The organism is Niabella digestorum (genome assembly GCF_036409055.1).
GTDB classification, from domain to species: domain Bacteria; phylum Bacteroidota; class Bacteroidia; order Chitinophagales; family Chitinophagaceae; genus Niabella; species Niabella composti.
In genome coordinates, this window is record NZ_JAZGLY010000003.1 from 370348 (window position 1) to 389851 (window position 19504).

General features: G+C 41.5%; 17 protein-coding genes. 2 read left to right on the forward strand and 15 right to left on the reverse strand.

What is annotated here, in order from left to right; genetic code table 11:
- Positions 1 to 80 precede the first annotated feature (80 nt).
- From V2H41_RS07090 to ispF, 6 genes are all read right to left on the reverse strand, one after another.
- On the reverse strand, positions 81 to 2333 hold the full coding sequence (locus tag V2H41_RS07090) for a Tex family protein (protein WP_330974441.1): 2253 nt from the start codon (positions 2331 to 2333) through the stop codon (positions 81 to 83).
- 125 nt (positions 2334 to 2458) lie between these two features.
- Entirely contained in the window at positions 2459 to 3502 is a 1044-nt protein-coding gene (locus V2H41_RS07095; protein WP_330974442.1) for a flavin reductase family protein, read from the reverse strand.
- Between the two features lie 56 nt (positions 3503 to 3558).
- On the reverse strand, positions 3559 to 5076 hold the full coding sequence (locus V2H41_RS07100) for a murein hydrolase activator EnvC family protein (protein WP_330974443.1): 1518 nt from the start codon (positions 5074 to 5076) through the stop codon (positions 3559 to 3561).
- Between the two features lie 149 nt (positions 5077 to 5225).
- Complete coding sequence (gene lolB1 / locus V2H41_RS07105; RefSeq protein WP_330974444.1) at positions 5226 to 6002, reverse strand: lipoprotein insertase outer membrane protein LolB1; 777 nt, start codon at positions 6000 to 6002, stop codon at positions 5226 to 5228.
- A gap of 26 nt (positions 6003 to 6028) precedes the next feature.
- Positions 6029 to 6469 (reverse strand): dUTP diphosphatase, encoded by a 441-nt coding sequence (gene dut / locus V2H41_RS07110; RefSeq protein ID WP_330974445.1) that lies wholly within the window; start codon positions 6467 to 6469, stop codon positions 6029 to 6031.
- Positions 6470 to 6552: 83 nt separating this feature from the next.
- Positions 6553 to 7032: a 2-C-methyl-D-erythritol 2,4-cyclodiphosphate synthase gene (gene ispF / locus V2H41_RS07115; RefSeq protein WP_330974446.1), complete on the reverse strand. Its 480-nt coding sequence runs from the start codon at positions 7030 to 7032 to the stop codon at positions 6553 to 6555.
- A 104-nt stretch (positions 7033 to 7136) separates the two neighbouring features.
- Here ispF and V2H41_RS07120 point away from each other — a divergent pair, with 104 nt between their 5' ends.
- Together V2H41_RS07120 and V2H41_RS07125 are read left to right on the forward strand one after the other, a co-directional pair.
- Positions 7137 to 8450, forward strand: coding sequence for a UDP-N-acetylmuramoyl-tripeptide--D-alanyl-D-alanine ligase (locus V2H41_RS07120; protein ID WP_330974447.1), 1314 nt, complete (start codon positions 7137 to 7139; stop codon positions 8448 to 8450).
- Positions 8451 to 8456: 6 nt separating this feature from the next.
- Positions 8457 to 8921, forward strand: a complete 465-nt coding sequence (locus V2H41_RS07125; RefSeq protein ID WP_330974448.1) for a DUF983 domain-containing protein — start codon at positions 8457 to 8459, stop codon at positions 8919 to 8921.
- A gap of 47 nt (positions 8922 to 8968) precedes the next feature.
- On the opposite strand, the gene V2H41_RS07130 is transcribed toward V2H41_RS07125, so the two are convergent.
- From V2H41_RS07130 to V2H41_RS07170, 9 genes are all read right to left on the reverse strand, one after another.
- Positions 8969 to 10321: an MFS transporter gene (locus V2H41_RS07130; RefSeq protein WP_330974449.1), complete on the reverse strand. Its 1353-nt coding sequence runs from the start codon at positions 10319 to 10321 to the stop codon at positions 8969 to 8971.
- 4 nt (positions 10322 to 10325) lie between these two features.
- Positions 10326 to 10988, reverse strand: coding sequence for a bifunctional 4-hydroxy-2-oxoglutarate aldolase/2-dehydro-3-deoxy-phosphogluconate aldolase (locus V2H41_RS07135; RefSeq protein WP_330974450.1), 663 nt, complete (start codon positions 10986 to 10988; stop codon positions 10326 to 10328).
- A 163-nt stretch (positions 10989 to 11151) separates the two neighbouring features.
- Positions 11152 to 12177 (reverse strand): sugar kinase, encoded by a 1026-nt coding sequence (locus tag V2H41_RS07140; RefSeq protein WP_330974451.1) that lies wholly within the window; start codon positions 12175 to 12177, stop codon positions 11152 to 11154.
- 42 nt (positions 12178 to 12219) lie between these two features.
- A complete protein-coding gene (kduI, locus tag V2H41_RS07145) occupies positions 12220 to 13050 on the reverse strand; it encodes a 5-dehydro-4-deoxy-D-glucuronate isomerase (RefSeq protein ID WP_330974452.1) in 831 nt (276 codons plus the stop codon).
- Between the two features lie 40 nt (positions 13051 to 13090).
- The gene (locus tag V2H41_RS07150) at positions 13091 to 13855 is read right to left on the reverse strand and encodes an SDR family oxidoreductase (protein WP_330974453.1); all 765 of its coding nucleotides are present in this window, start codon (positions 13853 to 13855) and stop codon (positions 13091 to 13093) included.
- 50 nt (positions 13856 to 13905) lie between these two features.
- Positions 13906 to 15321, reverse strand: a complete 1416-nt coding sequence (gene uxaC, locus V2H41_RS07155; protein WP_330974454.1) for a glucuronate isomerase — start codon at positions 15319 to 15321, stop codon at positions 13906 to 13908.
- A gap of 147 nt (positions 15322 to 15468) precedes the next feature.
- Positions 15469 to 17112, reverse strand: a complete 1644-nt coding sequence (locus V2H41_RS07160; RefSeq protein ID WP_330974455.1) for a UxaA family hydrolase — start codon at positions 17110 to 17112, stop codon at positions 15469 to 15471.
- A gap of 98 nt (positions 17113 to 17210) precedes the next feature.
- Positions 17211 to 18653, reverse strand: a complete 1443-nt coding sequence (locus V2H41_RS07165; RefSeq protein WP_330974456.1) for a tagaturonate reductase — start codon at positions 18651 to 18653, stop codon at positions 17211 to 17213.
- Between the two features lie 13 nt (positions 18654 to 18666).
- Positions 18667 to 19500 (reverse strand): DUF4350 domain-containing protein, encoded by an 834-nt coding sequence (locus tag V2H41_RS07170; RefSeq protein WP_330974457.1) that lies wholly within the window; start codon positions 19498 to 19500, stop codon positions 18667 to 18669.
- Between the last annotated feature and the right edge of the window lie 4 nt (positions 19501 to 19504).

Genomic DNA, 19504 nt, shown 5'->3' on the forward strand with positions numbered 1-19504 from the left:
AAAGGTACTAAAACCCATACATTATTCTGTCATAGTTCTGTTAACCCACCAGCGTATCAAGCTACAATATTAACGTAGTTTTAATTATCAAATTTCTTTTTCAGTGCCTCTAAGGCCGAATGAAACTGGCTTTTGGGTTTGGAAGTCTGTATACCCTTTCCGCCAGATTTATGAGAAGTCCGCGAACCGCCATCCTCTTTTCGGTTGTCCTTCATGCTTAAAGAAATACGCTTACGAGCTACATCCACCTCAAGTACAGTAACCATTACTTTCTGACTTAGTTTTACTACTTCGTTGGGATCACTTACGTATCTGTTGGACAAATGAGAAACATGCACCAGTCCATCTTGCTTCACTCCTATATCTACGAATACCCCGAAGTTGGTAATATTGGTAACAATACCGGGCAATTGCATCCCCACTTGAAGATCTTCAATAGAACTTACACCTTCGGCAAAGCGAAATTCCTCGATAGGACTACGTGGGTCGCGACCTGGCTTCTCAAGCTCTTTTAAAATATCTTCAATGGTATAAGTACCTACTGTTTCTGTAACGAAATCTTTAATATTGATTTTTTTTCTTAACTCTGGTTTTGCAATGATATCATTAACGGTACAATTGAGCTTGTTTGCCATCTCCTCTACTACACCATAGCTCTCCGGGTGCACCGCCGAGTTATCCAAAGGATTGGGAGCATTGGGAATACGTAAAAAACCGGCACATTGCTCAAATGTTTTGGGTCCCAGCATGGGTACATTCAATAATTGCTCCCGCGATGTAAAAGCCCCGTTTTTCGTGCGAAATTCAACAATGTTCTTAGCAATGGTAGGAGTAAGACCTGATACATACATCAGCAAGTGTTTGCTAGCAGTATTTACATCCACTCCCACATAGTTTACACAGCTTTGCACCACGGTATCCAGACTTTCCTTTAGGCGGGTTTGATTTACATCATGCTGATATTGTCCCACACCAATACTTTTGGGGTCGATTTTCACCAATTCACTTAAAGGATCGAGCAGACGGCGACCTATACTGATGGCCCCGCGCACTGTAACATCCTCATCGGGGAATTCTTCACGCGCTACCTCACTGGCCGAATAGATAGATGCCCCACTTTCGTTGACTAGGAAAATAGGTATTTGCTTGCCAAAATCAATACTCCGTAACAACTTCTCTGTTTCCTTGCTTGCCGTACCATTTCCATAACCAATTGCCTCAATATTATAAGATGATACCAAGTCTTTAATAATTGCAATGGCTTCTTGCCACTCATTTTGTGGAGCATGTGGATAAATGGTAGCGTATTTAAGAAAGGTTCCGTTTTCGTCCAGGCACACTACCTTACATCCTGTTCTGTAACCTGGGTCAATGGCCAACACTCGTTTATGTCCCAAGGGTGAAGCCAGCAATAATTGTCTTAGGTTTTCCGCAAATACACGAATAGCTTCTTCATCGGCACTCTTCTTACTACTCATACGGAATTCCGTTTCGATAGAGGGCTTGAGCAGGCGATTATAGGCATCTTCCACAGCGGTAGCTACATGTTGTCCAGACTGATTACTTGACTTAACAAAGATTTCCTTGAGTGCCGCAATAGCAGATTCTTTTTCTATGGAGATATCCATAATGAGAAAGCCCTCCTTTTCACCACGGCGAATCGCCAGTAAGCGGTGCGAGGGACATTCGGCCAGGGGCTCCTTAAAATCAAAATAATCTCTATACTTCTGCGCTTCTTCAGCTTCTTTTTTAGTACTCAACACGCGCGAAGAAATAATTGCGCTTTCCTGAAACATTGAGCGCACGAGCGTTCGCGCCTGTTCATTTTCTGAAATCCACTCGGCAATAATATCACGAGCACCCTGTAAGGCTTCATCCTCAGTTTTTACTTGCTCATTGAGGAAAGGCTTGATCTTTTCTTCTGAAATTTCTTCCGCTTGGGTAAAAATTAGTTGAGCAAGGGGCTCCAAACCTTTTTCAATGGCCACAGTAGCTTTAGTCTTGCGCTTAGGCTTATAAGGCAGATAAATATCTTCCAGCTCTGTATCGCTGATACAATCGTCAATCCTCTTCTTTAATTCTGGAGTTAATTTTCCTGCGGCTTCAATAGTTTTCAGAACGGTTTCTTTCCGCTTCTGTAGGTCGTCGTAATATTTAATCTTATCAATCACACTTCCCACCTGCACTTCATCCATATTACCAGTTGCCTCTTTCCTGTATCGGCTGATAAAGGGGATGGTTGCCCCATCGGCATGCAACTGCTGTATATTAAGGATATTTTTTACAGGCAATGATAAATCTGCTGCAATCTGCTGTATATACTTCAAATCCATTGTAGACACTTTTATTTCTAATCGGATGCAAATGTAGGCGTGCGTAATAAAGAAAAAAATATTTTTTGAAAGGGTATTTTTTATTATTTACGGCGGAGGATGAAAATAAAAAAACGGGGAGCCAACTATTCGAAAACGAGTTCAACATCTCCACCAATAGGGTACCCCTGGCAAGTAAGGACCCGGCCTCTCTCAATTTCTTCATCCATCAACACTTCATTATAAGCCATCCACACCTTTCCCGAGATACAAGTAGCCACGCAGCTTCCACAACGACCGGCTTCACAGCTATAAGGCATATTAATGTGCTGATCTCTGGCTGACGCAGTTATACTTTTCGGGTACTGTACTTCGATAACATGCACCTTACCATGTAGATGAAGCGTTACCTTATGCATATCCTTATCGGGCGGCTCGGGCAATCTTACCGGAGGCAATGTGCTGAAGTCTTCTTTAAAAATTTGTTTATCGCTGATGCCGTTATTGTGTAGCGAAATCATTGCCATCAGCTTATAATCAAAAGGGCCGCAAATGTAAAAAAGCAAACTACTTTTATCTCTATGGGCAAAGTGCTTATCGAATAGCCAGTTTAGCACCATATTGCTCATGCGGCTATTATAAACATCCAATCGATCGCTATACATAAAATGAATATGAAAGCGATGGGGATATTGCTGCATTAGATCCTGCAGCGGCTTCAAAAAAATGGTATCTTTTTCGCTTTTATTACTGTAAAATAGAAACACATCTTGCGAAGTGGTCAACAGCAATGTTTTGATAAGCGAAAAACAAGGAGTGATACCGCTTCCTGCTGCTAAAAAACAAAATGTCTTACCCTGTACATTTTCAGGCAGCACAAAAAAACCACCCACACCTGAGGTAGACAATATATCGCCGGGTTTAGCCTTATACACTAACCACCGAGAAAACTCTCCGTTATCAATTTTCTTTACAGTGATGGACAATGGCTCTCCTGTATCGGGGCACGATGATATGGAATACGAGCGCCTTTTCTCCCCTCCCGGAGTATTAAAAATGAGGGTAAGGAACTGGCCTGCCTTATAACGAGGTTGCCAGCCATGTAGTGGTTTCAATACTAGCGTTCGGGCATCAGCTGTTTCATGAATGACTGATACTATTTCTACTTCCTTTATAATTGATTTATCCATTCAGATAAACATACGATAAACTATTATTGTCGTTTAGGTACCGTGCAAATAGCGGTCTATGGACGCAACCAGGGACGAGGATCCACATTCCTTTCTTCAATCATTAATATAAAGTCCAATTTGCCAGTTCCGGTTTCTTCGTCGGCACCCACAGTACCGATAGTTTGTCCTCGTGATATCGAAGCGCCTCTGCTCACACTTACTGATGCCAGATTACTATATGCCGTAAAATATTTTCCATGCCTAATTACAACAAACGAGGTACTGCCCACTTTCGACACACTCACTACCTCTCCGTTAAATACTGCCCTTACCGGCGCTCCTACCGGAGCTGTGTAAGTAACACCTGGATTATCTCCCACGATAGCGGGACCTAGTCCTTCAATTTTATAGCGACCGAATCCTAGCGTAATCACTCCATCAACCGGTGGAGGCAGTTTGCCGCGGTTTTGCGAAAAATCGCTGTTCAGGGCAATATCATCCGCCTTATAATTCAGATAGCCCCCTTCGGGTTCTTTACGCGTTGTGGCAACTGCGGTGGAAGGAGGAGTGTGATTCTGCGGGACCGTCACCGGTGATTCCTTTACTACAATGTTTCCCGAAGAACCCGGAATATTTTTTACTGTAGTGGTCGTGCTAGGGTTTACGCGGTCAAATCTAGGCTGTCTGGCAGATGTTGCGGGTGCTGAAGCTACTGGAGTTTCTTCAACAACCTCGTTTTTAGGAGGTGTGCTAGTGGCCGTAGCCCCAGTCAGTGCCTTCTCTACGTCTTCTTGCATCTTTTTAGCAAGCTCTTCCTTACGTGCTTTTGCTTCTTCCTCCGCACGTTTCCGTGCTTCTTCTTGTGCCGCTTTTCTTGCCTCCTCAATCTCTTTTCTTACAACTGCCGCAATGTTATTTTTAAGCTGGCGGTCCTGTTCTTTTTTTCTGGCTATCTGCCTTTGTAACTGCCCGGCCTGCGACTGTAACATTCGCGCCACAGAATCTTTCTCCTTTCTTTGCTGATCAAGTACTACAATCTCCTCTGAACGCTTGTCCAAAGCAAACTGTTTCCGCTTTTTACTCTCGAGCTGCTGATTGTATCTTTTGCTGATAAGCTCACTGGTTTTGAGAATATCATCCATCTGCTGCTTCCGATAGTTGCGGTAATTCTTCAGATAAGCCACACGTTTAATAGCATCGTTGAAACTATTTGCAGAAAAAATAAAGTTCAGATAATCGTAATTGCTACGGTTTTTATAGGCATATACTACAGTGCGCGCATAATGAGATTTCAATGTATCCATTTGCTTTTTCAAGCGGTTAATCTCCAAGGAACTGTAGTATATATCATCATTAATAAGCCTTATCTCCTTACTGATGTTATTGATATAGCGTTCTTGCAACTCTATTTTTTTATTGAGTGCAGCCAACTGATGTAATGCATTTGTACTCTGCCCCTTCACCGCATCATAAGCCGCTTGAATCTGTCTCAGCTCCAATTGTAGCTTTCTCCGTTCTTCTTCCATTGCTGTTTTATCACTGGTCTTTTGGGCTGACGCAGTAAACATAGCAGTCACTAAAAGCACCACCATGTATAGACAACGCCTTATCGTAGGAAAATAAAGCACTCTATAATGCCCCCACAAACGGCTCCCAACTCCGTACAGAGTTTGCCGGGAAAAGCACCAAATCAACGATAATAACGAAGTAGCCCGATACATATTTTCTATCCGATATTGACTTATTGCTTTGTTTTATATCCCGAAGGAACCGAAAACGGAGTACTTACTTCTCCATCGAAGGTATAAGATTTAAAGTCCAGTTTTAAAGTTACATTGTTTTTATAACGCACCTGCATATTGCGTAGTGTAGAGAAATTTCGATCGGCTACATTTTTATATCTATCATAAATAATCGTTGCACTCCGCTTTTTGGATGCCTCTACATCAGTAAGCTTAGTTTCTGTGGGTAAATATCCTGGCATCAATACCGTAAGAAGGTTTTTAAATTGAGCTCCCTGGGTAGTTATTACATATTTCTCCCCTTCAGTGGAAACACTAGCATTATCTTTATTTACGAATACGGCATTGCCAATTAGCAAATCCTGTATAGTAGCAAAATCTACCGGCAATCCAATCTGTTCCTGAATATAGTTCAGGCTAGTAGCGATATATTCCTTCTGAAGTTTGTTTATAATTTTTACGGAATCTTGCGTAATAATACCCCGCACACCTTCAAACCCCATCAATCCTGCCGACATCCAGATTACTTCGTCTTTCTTCATCACCAATTTTACATTCACGCTCCGGGCATTTTTACCATCATCAAAATCTACATCCACTCTTCCGGAGAATGTTTTAAAATCGATATGGTTAAGATTTGACAATATCACTTCGGGGCTTTCGGCTTTCATGGCAGCAGTATCTATATTCTTGGCCGGTATAGTACTGGCAGCTTTCTTCCCTGCTTTACAAGAGGCCAATAAAGCTACGACACCTATTAATAATAGTTTTTTCATGTTTTATAATTTATATCTCCGGTAGGTTATTTACCGGTGTGGCCAAATCCCCCCGCATTGCGCGCCGTTTCGCTTAAAGCTTCCACCGGCACCCATTGTATTATCTCTACTTTCTGAATCACCATTTGTGCGATGCGGTCACCATTTTGGATGGTTTGTGGTTCTTTGGACAAGTTTATCAAAATCACCTTAATCTCTCCTCGATAATCGGCGTCAATGGTACCGGGTGTATTCAAACAAGTCAATCCCTGTTTTATGGCTAACCCACTCCTAGGGCGTATCTGCGCTTCATAACCCTCAGGCAGCTCTATAAATATTCCTGTAGGTACCAAAGTTCGCTCCATAGGCTGGAGCACAATATCCTCTTTAATAGACGCACGAAGATCCATGCCGGATGCACCTGAAGTGGCATAAGTGGGCAACGGATGCTTGGATTTGTTAACGATTTTTACTTCTAATTGTGGCATAGCGACAAAGATAACCGGTTGAAACTAAACAAGCATATAATTACCTGAATCGAAATCCGACTCAAAGCAACAATTTGTTAAAATCACACTTTCTGTAGTAATACCACAGCTTGGGCTGTTAAGCCCTCTCCTCTTCCCACAAAACCCATATGCTCGGTAGTGGTAGCTTTGATGGATACATCCTCTATCTCTATATTACAAATAGAGGCAATGACTTCCTGCATTTGAGGAACGTAGGGTTTAATCTTAGGTTCTTGTAAACATAATGAAGCATCAATATTCACTACTTTATAACCCTTGTCTGTAATTATCCTAACACACTCGCGTAATAGAATTTTACTGTCAATATCTTTAAAGCGGTCATCATTATTGGGAAAATGCACGCCGATATCTCCTAGGGCTAAAGCACCTAACAATGCATCACAAACGGCATGTAATAGCACATCTGCATCACTATGCCCTAATGCGCCCTTGCGGTGAGGGATACGAACACCCCCGATCCATAAATCCCTGTCCTCCACCAATTGATGGAAATCAATACCACTACCAATTCTGTATGACATGATTGCTCATTTAATTGCGAAAAACGAAAAATACACCTAATCAGACAAGAATATTGTGTTATTCTTACCTGTTTTTTTGCGAATATAACCAACTCGCTCCGCATTTGCGTAACTTTGCACACATTATGAATGTGGAAGAGCTATATCAAATCTATCTTCAGAATCCCGCAGTACAAACAGACTCCAGAAAACTTCAGCCAGGTGATTTGTTTTTTGCCTTAAAAGGGCCCAATTTCAACGGCAATGCATTTGCCCGCCAAGCACTCGATGCCGGCGCAACATTTGCCATTATAGATGAAGAGCAATTCCACATTCCCGGCAGGACCATCCTAGTTGATGATGTGCTAAGTACTTTACAACAATTAGCCCGTCATCACAGGCGCCAATTTTCTATCCCTTTTATTGCCATCACAGGAAGTAACGGGAAAACTACTACTAAGGAGCTGATTCATGCGGTACTGAGTCAAAAATATAAAGTGTATACTACCGAAGGGAACCTCAATAATCATATTGGCATCCCTCTTACGCTACTTAAAATAAAGCAGGATGCAGAAATAGCCGTTGTAGAAATGGGGGCTAACCATCTGCACGAAATAGAAGGTTATTGTAAAATAGTAGAACCCACGCATGGTTTAATAACGAATTGTGGGAAGGCGCATCTGGAAGGCTTTGGCAGCGAAGAAGGTGTAAAAAAAGCGAAAGGCGAATTATTCGATTATCTGAGAACAAGGCAGGATGGCACCGCTTTTATTATGAAAGATTATGACTACCTGCTACAAATGAGTCATGATATTTCCACAATTATAACCTACGGAACCGCTGATGCCGATATCAACGGGAAAGTGGCAGACGCAGGTACTTTTTTGCAAGTGTTGGCTTGGGTACATGACACATCAATACAAATATCGACTAACCTTGTAGGCAGCTATAATCTACCTAATGTATTAGCTGCCATAACCCTTGGAACAACTTTCCATGTACCTATTGAACAAATTAAATACGCTATTGAAAATTATCGACCATCTAACAGCCGTTCTCAATTAATACAACATGGTAGCAACCGCATTATATTGGATGCATATAACGCCAATCCAAGTAGTATGCGGCTGGCAATAGAAAATTTTGTCAACATTAATTGTTCTCGAAAAATTCTCATGCTGGGTGCCATGGCAGAGCTAGGCGCAGATACGGCGCAAGAACATGAGCATATTGTTACACTCATTAAGCAACACCCTTGGCATGAGGTAGTGTTGGTAGGACTTCCTTTCAAGGCTTTCGCTTCGGACTTCCGCTATTTTGACAATGCTATGGCAGCAGCTGAATGGGCTAAAAATCAAGCTTTCGAAGATTCCTGTATCCTAATAAAAGGAAGTCGTAGTACCCAAATGGAAAAAATTCTTAATTCAATTACAAATTAATACATCATGGACGATACTCAACAAGCAAAACGAAGTTATTTGAGTGCAATGATGGGATGTTATTGCCCGCGTTGCCGCGAAGGACGTTTATTCGAAAAGCCTTTAAAGCTGCACAAACTCAGTGGTTTTATGAAAATGAATAAAAGCTGTCCTGTATGTGGTCAACCGACAGAAATAGAAGTGGGCTTTTTTTACGGCACCGGCTATGTAAGTTATGCAATATCCGTTGCTATAAGTGTTGCCACTGCAATTGCATGGTGGATATTCATTGGTTTTTCATTACATGATAACCGATTTGTGTACTGGCTTCTCTTCAATTCTATTTTATTAATCGTACTGCAGCCGTGGTTGATGCGACTGGCTAGAAGCTTATGGCTTTCGTGGTTTGTAAAATATGACCCCAATTGGCGAGAAAATCAACCTCCAGATTTCTCAGAAAGATTAAACAAAGACCAAGCGAATAACTGGTAATTTGCAAAATAAAAGAGGCGCTTCGTGAGCGCCTCTTTCTTCTTGTATTATAAATCGGTAATAGGTTTATATTTCGGCACTAACGATTTCATAATAATCCAAGCTAGCAGATAAGCTAAGGCACAGAAAGCAAACATAATCGTATAGCCTGTTTCAATATGTCCTAATTTATCAAAGTGATCAAAAAGAGCTCCACCCACTTTTGAAACAATCACTCCGCCAAGACCTCCGGCCATGCCCCCTATACCTACTACAGAGGCAACAGCCTTTTTCGGAAACATATCAGATACTGTAGTAAAGATATTGGCACTCCAAGCTTGGTGCGCAGAAGCTCCTATACCGATGAGCAATACCGGCAACCAATAAGTATAAGAACCTAAAGGCTGTGCCAGCAATACGACCAACGGAATCACAGCAATCATCAACATCGCTTTCATACGACCATCATACGCTGCATATCCTTTTTTGATGAAATACATAGGGAACCAGCCTCCACCAATGCTTCCAAACATGGTCAGACTGTACAGCACAAACAAAGGCAGCGCGATCTGAGTTCCGGTAAGACCATACTGCACATCGAGATATTTAGGCAACCAGAATAAGAAGAACCACCATACGCCATCAGTCAGGAATTTGCCTATAGTAAAAGCCCAGGTTTGGTTATAGCCCAGTAGTTTGAACCATTTTACCTTGGAGGAGGTATCCTCTTCGGTAGTTTGTTCGGCCTTTTCGTCATCATCGCTTCTTATATAAGCCAATTCCGCAGCCGAAAGGCGTTTTTGTTTTTCAGGTTTATCATAGTAAATAAACCAGAAAATAATCCAAAGGAAGCCAATGGCACCTATTACTATGAAGGCCATTTCCCAACCCCATTTCGCGGCAATAAACGGTACAGTTAACGGAGCCAAAATAGCCCCAACATTCGCCCCAGAATTAAAAATTCCGGTGGCAAAAGAGCGTTCTTTCTTAGGAAAATATTCAGCAGTGGCTTTAATAGCAGCAGGGAAGTTGCCGGCTTCACCAAAACCTAGTACAGCGCGAGCTATCATAAATCCAATTACTGAAGCCGAAACAGCTGTAAAACCCAATAAATGAAGGCCCTCACCTATTTGTACTGCCAAGGCATGCAATATTGCTCCCAATGACCAGATTATAATGGCCCAAGTATAGCCCGCTTTGGTTCCCATTTTATCTATAATACGGCCTACAAAGAGCATGGATAGTGCATAAACGAACTGAAAAACGGCAGTAATATTACCATAATCAGTATTGGTCCAACCGAACTTATCAGTAAGCTCGGGAGCCAGCAGACTCAACACCTGGCGGTCCAGATAGTTTACCGTCGTCGCAAAGAATAAAAGACCACAAATAGTCCAGCGATATTTTCCTATAGCTTGCATATCGTTATTTATTTACAGATTGAATAATTGTCAATACTTCTCTGGTCTTGGATGCAATGGTTGCATAGTCTTTTGCAGCCATTAGTTCCTTACTGATGAGCTTACTACCCATCCCCACTGCGCATACTCCAGCCTTAAACCATCCTTCGATATTTTCTTTTGTTGTATCTACGCCTCCTGTAGGCATAAATAGAAGATTAGGAAACACCGGTTTTATAGCAGACAGATATTTAGGACCTAGTGTATCACCAGGGAATAATTTAATGAGTTTGATTCCTGCAGCCTCTGCTGTCATAATTTCTGTAGGAGTCATACATCCGGGGGCATACAGAATATCGTTGGAAACAGCATACTCTGCAATGTCCGCTACATAACCCGGACTTACAAGAAAATCGGCTCCTACTGCTAGATATTGCTTTACCTGATCTAATGTTTTTACAGTGCCGATACCCAACAATAATCCAGGCATTTCTGCATTACGCACCTCTACCATTTTTGTAAAGTTCTTCAACGCAGCTTCACCTCTGTTCGTGTATTCAATTGCTTTTACTCCTGCTTTGTACACTGCCCGCAAAATTTCCAAGCTAACAGTTTCATCGGCATTGAAATATAGCGGTAATATACCTTGCTCTATAATAGCATCAATTGCTTGTCGTATTGTAGCCATATTAAGTCGTTATTTTTACAGTCTTGTGCTAATTAGCAACCGTATTCTACAAAAGTAAAAACATGCCGGAGGGCGTCCGGACATGCTTTTATCTTAAAATCGATTGTATTTTACAATGATAAATTGCTCAATTATCTTCAGATAGCAAGCTGCGAGTGTAAATCTAGCGTTGAACTCTTCCACTGGCATCTCCCTTCATAAGAGTTTGCACTTCACTTAATGTAGCATGATTCAGGTCGCCGGGAATAGTATGCTTTAATGCCGAAGCAGCTACACCAAACTCGGCAGCATCAGCCATGCTCATACCGGTAATCAAACCATAAATCAGTCCACTTGCAAAGCTGTCTCCACTTCCTACCCTGTCCACAATACGCACGTTATATTTTCGAGTATGATAAAACTCATTACCATCACTCACCAGTGCACTCCAGCCATTATCGCTAGCACTATAGCTTTCACGCAAAGAAGATGCGATGTATTTAAATCCGAATTTCTCCTTCATCTGTCGGATTACATCCTTATATCCTTCGAGACTCAGTTCCCCTTTAGTGATGTCTGTATTCTTAGCTTTAAAACCCAATGTAGTTTCAGCATCTTCCTCATTACCTATACATACATCAACATATTTACAAAGCTCTGTCATTACTGCCTGAGCTTTCTCCTTGCTCCACAACTTTTTTCTGTAATTCAGGTCAATACTGGTAGTAATACCTTTGGCTTTAGCCGCTTTCAAAGCAGCTTCGGTTAAAGCTGCAGCCTTATCACTTAAAGCAGGTGTAATACCTGTGGTGTGAAACCAATCGGCGCCATCTAGAATAGCATCCCAGTCGAATTCGCTCGGATCAGCATCTGCAATTGCAGCTCCAGCTCTGTCATAAATTACCTGAGAAGCTCTCATGGAAGCTCCTGTTTCTAGAAAATAAATTCCTAATCTGCTACCACCGCGAGCTATGAAACGCGTATCCACCCCATAACGACGAAGATGATTGATTGCTGACTGACCTATAGCGTTATCGGGAACTTTTGAAACAAAAACACCGTTTAATCCGTAATTGCACAATGCAACAGCTACGTTAGCTTCGCCACCACCATAGGTAACGTCAAAAGACTCAGCCTGTACAAAACGCTGATAACCGGGCGTTGACAAACGCAACATAATTTCTCCAAGAGTTACTACCTTCTTTGACATATGTGTATATTGAATATTGGTATTTTAAATTGTTATTAAAAACTACAGTAATGTATCTACAGGGGTACCGTCCATATCGGTAAATTGTTTATTCTCACCCGCCATACCCCAGATAAATCCATAATTAGAGGTACCACAACCAAAATGCACACTCCAAGGAGGAGAAATCACAGCTTCATTGTTCGCCATTATTAGATGGCGCGTTTCCTGCGGTTCTCCCATCATATGGAACAATCGTTGACCATCGGGTATATCAAAATAAAAATATACTTCCATTCTTCTTGTATGCGTATGTGGAGGAACAGAATTCCACACACTACCCGCTTCCAATACAGTCAGTCCCATTACCAACTGACAGCTTTGGATACCACCTTCGTGAATATATTTATAAATCGTTCTTTTATTGGAAGTACTAATATCTCCTAATGATACCGGAGCAGCCTGCTCTTTGGTATATTTTATTGTAGGATACTCCTTATGTGCAGGAGTAGACAATATATAAAATAATGCCGGGTTCTTTTTTCCGGAGCTTGCAAAGCTAACCTTTTTACTACCCCGCCCCACGTAAAGGCACTCCAATTTGTCCAACTCATATTTTACTCCATCCACCGTAACTATCCCTTTACCTCCTACGTTGATGATTCCCAGCTCGCGACGCTGTAAAAAGAAATCGGCCTTTAATTCCTCTTCATTCTTTAATGGAACAGTTTTACTCACCGGCTTTACTCCACCGATGATGACTCTGTCGTAATGTGTGTATACAAGCGTAAGCTTGTCAGCCTTCATCAGATCCTGTACCAGAAAATTTTTACGCAGCTCGGCTGTTGTCATTTGTCTGGTTTCTGCAGGGCTATTAGCAAATCGAATCTCCATTTATTGCTTCATTTTAGTTCAAATTTCATAAATAGAATGGTTATCGGCCCATCCATCCGCCATCCACTACCAGTATCTCACCATTCACATAATCACTAGCTTTTGATGCCAGAAACACAGCGGGTCCAGCAAAATCTTCTGGAGTTCCCCATCTTCCGGCAGGAATGCGGCTTAGAATAGACTGACTACGATCTGGATCGTTCCGCAAAGCCTCGGTATTGTCTGTAGCAATATAGCCAGGAGCAATACCATTTACATTCACGCCTTTGGAGGCCCATTCATTAGACATGGCTTTTACCACACTGGCAAGAGCACCCTTACTGGCGGCATATCCGGGCACCGTAATGCCTCCCTGAAATGACAGCAGAGAACAAGTGAAGATAATTTTACCCCCACCCTGCTCCAACATATGTTTGCCTATTTCTCGGGCCAGTATAAAAGGAGTATCTAAATTAATGGCCAGCACATTATCCCACCAGTCATCAGGATGCTCCGCTACAGGTTTGCGCATGATGGTTCCAGCATTGTTTACCAGAATATCAATGCGCTTGTGATCATGCAATACTGCCTTAATAAATGCATAAACACTATTTCTGTCTGCCGCATCCATTTTATAAAATTGGAAATTGCGCCCCAGGGCGGTCACAGCCTTTTCGATTTCAGAGCCTGCCTCCACAGTCCTAGAAGCAACGATAATGTCCGCCCCGGCCTGCGCAAGTCCTAAAGCCATTCCAAACCCAATTCCTTTGTTACCTCCAGTAACAATTGCCGTTTTGCCAGTAAGATCAAAAAGATTTGTACTCATAATCGTCTAACAATAATATCGGGAAGGTTGACAAACACGCAATCCCTGTATTATTTCTTCAAGTTAAAATTGAAATACTCGTTGGCATTATTGAAACATATATCCTGCACAATTTTGCCAATCCATGCTATATTTTCCGGAAGCTCTCCGTTCTCCACATCATGGCCGAACAAGTTACATAAAATACGTCTGAAATACTCATGCCGCGGGAAAGAAAGAAAACTACGCGAATCCGTAAGCATTCCAATAAAACGACTCAACAACCCCATATTAGACAAAGTATTCAGTTGTTGCGTCATACCATCCTTCTGATCTAAGAACCACCAACCCGATCCCCACTGAATTTTACCTGGAGCCGAACCATCATTAAAGTTACCAATCATAGTAGCCATCAGCGCATTATCCGCGGGATTGAGATTGTACAGGATGGTTTTGGTAAGTTTATCAGTATTGATAAGTCGTCCTAAAAATTTTGATAATGCAACAGCTTGCGGAAAGTCTCCAATAGAGTCCCAACCGGTATCAGGCCCTAGCACACGCAGCGCCTTGAGATTATTGTTGCGAATGGCGCCCAAGTGGTATTGTTGTACCCATCCTTTCTCATGATCCCACTCGGCAAAGTATACTAGCATTGCTGAGCGGAATTTATTTTGCTCTTCCAAGTTCAGATCATGTCCTGCATATACTTTATCAAAGATGGCACTTATTTCGTGCTCTGTATACTCCTCAGCATATATTTGTTCTAACCCGTGGTCTGATACCGTACAACCCATCTCTGCGAAGAAGTCATGACGCTTTCTTAAAGCGTTCAGAAAATCGTTGAAGAAAACGATATGTACATCAGCTGCTGCTTCCAATTTTTTTACATAAGCCACAAAATTGGCAGCATTAGATACATTCATGGCCGCATCGGGTCTCCATGCCGGTAACACCGGAATTTCAAACCCATCTTCTTTTATCTTTTTATGATGCTCCAGCGTATCTACAGGATCGTCTGTGGTACACACCATTCGCACATTCATTTTACGCAGCAGATTTCGTACACTGTACTCTTTAGTGCGTAGCTTGGCTGAACACTCGTCATATATCTTTTTCGCTGAATCACCATCCAGCAAATCGTACACATCAAAATAACGCTGTAGTTCCAGATGCGTCCAGTGATACAGCGGGTTGCGCATGGTATACGGCACGGTTTCAGCCCACTTTACAAACTTCTCATAATCGCTTTTATTACCGGTACAATAACTCTCATCCACACCGTTAGTACGCATCGCGCGCCATTTATAATGGTCGCCGTATAACCATATCTGTGTGAGATTGTCGAACTGCTTATCCTCGGCTATTTGATCAGGAGGAAGATGACAGTGATAATCAATTATAGGCATTTGCTTTGCAAACTCATGATACAATGTTTGCGCAGTTTGCGTTTCAAGTAAAAAGTTTTCGTCTAAAAATTTTTTAGCCATGTTATTGTATTTCTGTTTTTGGGAGTTGTCTCGTTCCGCTGAAATACCCTACAAGCAACCGATTACCCAGGAAAAGTAAGCAAGAAACCCTTACAATATCGGTTAGATTTTTAAATATTCTGTATTCAAACGTTTGAAGTAAAAAAATTATAAGCTCACACCGCGCTTCCAGGGTATAAAATCGTCTTGATTTAAAAGCACCGCCTTAGGGATCACTTCTCCACTAGCTACTTTGATACAAAACTCCAAAATATCTTCCCCCATCTCTTCGATTGTTTTCTCTCCTTCTACTACAGGACCACAATTGATATCGATAATGTCACTCATGCGCTTTGTAAGCACATTATTAGTGGCAATTTTTATAGTAGGACATACGGGATTCCCTGTAGGGGTTCCCAATCCGGTGGTAAACAATATCAAGGTAGCTCCTGCAGCTGCCTTTCCTGTGGTTGCTTCCACATCATTACCGGGAGTGCATACTAAATTTAATCCGGGCTTAGTGGCAGGTTCTGTATAATCCAATACATCTACTACTGGAGAAGTGCCACCTTTTTTGGCGGCACCTGCACTTTTAATAGCATCGGTAATCAACCCATCTTTTATGTTTCCGGGAGAGGGATTCATGTGGAAACCCGAACCAACAGCTTCGGCCTGACGGTTATAGGCACTCATCAGGTGAATAAACTTCTTCGCTTTCTCTTCATCAATTGTTCTGTCAATCAATTGTTGCTCGGCTCCACATAATTCCGGAAACTCAGCAAGCAATACCTTAGCACCTAGCGCTACAAGCAAGTCGCTTGTATAACCTACGGCCGGATTGGCACTGATACCGCTAAAACCATCGCTGCCGCCACATTTTACGCCCACAGTCAAGGCCGATAGTGGTGCCGGTTGGCGTTCTATTTTATTTGCCTCTATTAAATGAACAAATGTATCTTTTATCGCATCACTTATCAGCTGCTCTTCACTTTGAGATTGCTGCTGTTCGTACACCAACAACGGTTTATCGAATGAAGGATTACGCAATTTAATCTCTTCCAACAACTGACTTGTTTGCAAATTCTGACAACCCAAACTCAGAATTGTTACACCGGCTACATTAGGGTGATCAGCATAAGCAGCCAGTAGCTTACCCAAGATAGTAGCATCCTGACGAGTACCGCCACAACCTCCCTGATGGTTTAAGAACTTAATACCATCAATGTTTTTAAATACTCTTTCATTGGGAGAGGTAGTATGAGCAGGACTTAAATCCAACTCCGCAATATTTTCACCTTTTTTATAAGCTTCTACCAGCTGATGTGTATAGCGTTTATATTTATCCGATACCGCATACCCCAGTTCGTTATGCAACGCTTCCTTAATAACGTCGAGATTGCGGTTTTCACAAAATACGGTGGGCATAAATAGCCAATAGTTAGCAGTGCCCACCCTACCATCTTTACGATGATATCCATTAAATGTTCGGTTTTTGAATTTGGATACATCCGGGGGTGTCCACTGATATTGGTAAGGGCGATATTTATAAGGTTCTGCGGCATGCTTGGTATTCTCCGTAGTCATCACAGCTCCTCTGGGAATAAAATATTGCGCCTTACCTACCAGAACTCCGTACATAATAATTTCATCCCCTGGCTGCAGATCTGTCGTAAAAAATTTGTGCTTCGCCTTTACATCATCCTGCAATACATACGCTTCACCATTGTATGTAATGGTTTGTCCTTTCTGCAAATCTTTAAGTGCAACAATCACATTATCGTTCGGATGCACTTTTAATACTAACTCAGCCATAATTGCGATTTTATCCATATTCTCCTGAAATAATGAGAAATCGCTTTGTTTGTTTTTTGTTTAATAAATTCAACTCCTCGAACTACAATATCTTCTTTTTAATCTTGTAGCCATTGACTCAGTGCCTGTTTCATTCCATTGTTCAAAATAGCTTCAACCCCCCTAGTCACTTCTTCTTCAAATCCGGGTATGGTATTTAGCTTTTCTCGCCAGATGGATGCATCCTGAAGGATTTTGCTTACCCACCCGCTAATATTGTTACAATCGAAAGTTGATTGTATTAGCGATACCGCATCCTGTACATCTCTTGGCTCAAAAGCTATTTCTGATTTACCACTATACATTACCAATAACGCCGCAAATGAAAATGCGGTAAAGCTGGCTATTTTGCCACGCTTGGTATAGTTGTCTACTATCGTAGGCCAATTACGGGTTTCCCATTTTGATAAAGAGTTTAATGCAATATCCTTTAGATAATGCTTCAAGTAAGGATTGTAAAAACGTTCGAGAATTTTATCTGCAAAAGCTCTCAACTCTTCCAAATCCTCACCAATAGCCGGCAGCACCTCCTCCTCTACCATACGCTTGATAAACTGTTCGACCAGTGTATTATCAAATGCCTCCTTTACTGTTTCCACGCCCATTTGCAGGCCTACAGGAACCATTGCAGTATGCGCACCATTTAACACTCGTACCTTTTTGGATCGGAAAGGACGGATATCATCCATAAATAATACATTCAATCCTATTTGATCCAAGGGCAGCTTTTGTCTTATGCTACTGTCACCTCCAATGGCCCAAACGTGAAAGTATTCACCCTTTACCAGAAGATTATCATCAAAACCAATTTCCGCCTTTATTTCCTCAATATTTGCTTTCGGAAATCCGGGGACAATACGATCCACGAGTGTATCATAAAAATAATTAGCGTTCGCTACCCATTCTATAAAGTCGGAGCCTAGATTATTATCCTGAGCATGTCGAATAACATATTCACGCAAAGTAGATCCATTATCCTCAATTAGTTCACAACAAAGAATACTTAATCCTTTATGTCTTGCTCCATTAAACTTTTGATATCTTTTATACAACAACGCTGTAATCTGCGCCGGAAAAGATTTGGGTGGCGCAGCATTTAAATCATCCCCTTCTTCATAACGAATTCCAGCCTCCGTAGTATTGGAAACAATTATTTCCAACTCATCACGAAGAAACAGCTCCTCATATTTTTTATAGTCGGTGTAAGGATTCACAATATCCGTTATGGACTTAATTAATGACACCTCCTTAATGGGCTGCTTATCTTTTATACCTTCCAGATATACATGATATAAACAGTCCTGTTTTTCAAAAACCTCTTTGGACTTAACACTACCGGGAGTAGCCTGTACTATTGCTATACCATGATTCAATAATCCTTCGTCATTTGCCTTATCTATCATCCAGTCTACAAAAGCACGGAGAAAATTCCCACTTCCAAATTGCAATACTTTAGTAGGATACTGCGGCTTTTGTACAGTTGTCTTATTTAACGGTCTCATATTTTGATAAAAACTATTTCCTCGCTCTCTCGATCAACCATTTTACCCAATCCACTGCCGCTTTATCATTTTCAAAATATTCGGGTAATCTGCGATGATCAATATATTCGTTATACAACCAGGGATCGCCCAGCGCAAACACAGTTCCTTTTCCATATGTGGCTACAGCCATAACATCAAAATCATCTGTTTTTAATACAACCTGTGCCGAATCTTTAGCAGTTACAGAACAAATACCTTTGATATATACATTTTTGGCAGTTTTAAATATGGGATGACCCGCTTCTATTTTTATTTCTCCCTGCTCGAAATGAGGATCCTGCACTACCAATCGATTATCTTTATTAAACGTAATTCCGAATTTTTGCGCCAGGATATTAAATCTATCCAATTCGCAATTAGACGAGTCATTAGCTAGCATTACCAATACGCCCCCATTATACACCCAGTCTGCAATAGCAGCGGCATATGTCTCATCAATAAAATTGGGTACTGCAGTTTCCTTTTCATCATCCGGATCCACGATAATGTAGATGGAGGCTTGTTTCAAATTATCTGCTGTAGGACCTTCGGTAAGTGTTGCAAGTCTAGCACCTTCTTTTTCAAACAAGGCTCCCAGTTCCGAATAGCCACCCATACTGGTATCGCCCCACAGATAATGCCATTTTACTTGCTGACCATTTTCTTCCATATACTCATTATTGAAGAAGTTGTCCAGCAATACGGTTACTGCTCCTTCCGTAGTGTTATCAACATTTGCTGTGTCATTGGTAGAAGATGATCCACCACATGCGGTCACTAACACTATCAAACAAAATAACTGCGATGCAATAAGAATCTTTTTCATATCA

Coding starts and splice junctions, on each gene's coding strand:
- V2H41_RS07090 (WP_330974441.1), bottom strand. CDS start 2,333: ATGGATTTGAAGTATATACAGCAGATTGCAGCAGATTTATCATTGCCT.
- V2H41_RS07095 (WP_330974442.1), bottom strand. CDS start 3,502: ATGGATAAATCAATTATAAAGGAAGTAGAAATAGTATCAGTCATTCAT.
- V2H41_RS07100 (WP_330974443.1), bottom strand. CDS start 5,076: ATGGTGGTGCTTTTAGTGACTGCTATGTTTACTGCGTCAGCCCAAAAG.
- lolB1 (WP_330974444.1), bottom strand. CDS start 6,002: ATGAAAAAACTATTATTAATAGGTGTCGTAGCTTTATTGGCCTCTTGT.
- dut (WP_330974445.1), bottom strand. CDS start 6,469: ATGCCACAATTAGAAGTAAAAATCGTTAACAAATCCAAGCATCCGTTG.
- ispF (WP_330974446.1), bottom strand. CDS start 7,032: ATGTCATACAGAATTGGTAGTGGTATTGATTTCCATCAATTGGTGGAG.
- V2H41_RS07125 (WP_330974448.1), top strand. CDS start 8,457: ATGGACGATACTCAACAAGCAAAACGAAGTTATTTGAGTGCAATGATG.
- V2H41_RS07130 (WP_330974449.1), bottom strand. CDS start 10,321: ATGCAAGCTATAGGAAAATATCGCTGGACTATTTGTGGTCTTTTATTC.
- V2H41_RS07135 (WP_330974450.1), bottom strand. CDS start 10,988: ATGGCTACAATACGACAAGCAATTGATGCTATTATAGAGCAAGGTATA.
- V2H41_RS07140 (WP_330974451.1), bottom strand. CDS start 12,177: ATGTCAAAGAAGGTAGTAACTCTTGGAGAAATTATGTTGCGTTTGTCA.
- kduI (WP_330974452.1), bottom strand. CDS start 13,050: ATGGAGATTCGATTTGCTAATAGCCCTGCAGAAACCAGACAAATGACA.
- V2H41_RS07150 (WP_330974453.1), bottom strand. CDS start 13,855: ATGAGTACAAATCTTTTTGATCTTACTGGCAAAACGGCAATTGTTACT.
- uxaC (WP_330974454.1), bottom strand. CDS start 15,321: ATGGCTAAAAAATTTTTAGACGAAAACTTTTTACTTGAAACGCAAACT.
- V2H41_RS07160 (WP_330974455.1), bottom strand. CDS start 17,112: ATGGCTGAGTTAGTATTAAAAGTGCATCCGAACGATAATGTGATTGTT.
- V2H41_RS07165 (WP_330974456.1), bottom strand. CDS start 18,653: ATGAGACCGTTAAATAAGACAACTGTACAAAAGCCGCAGTATCCTACT.
- V2H41_RS07170 (WP_330974457.1), bottom strand. CDS start 19,500: ATGAAAAAGATTCTTATTGCATCGCAGTTATTTTGTTTGATAGTGTTA.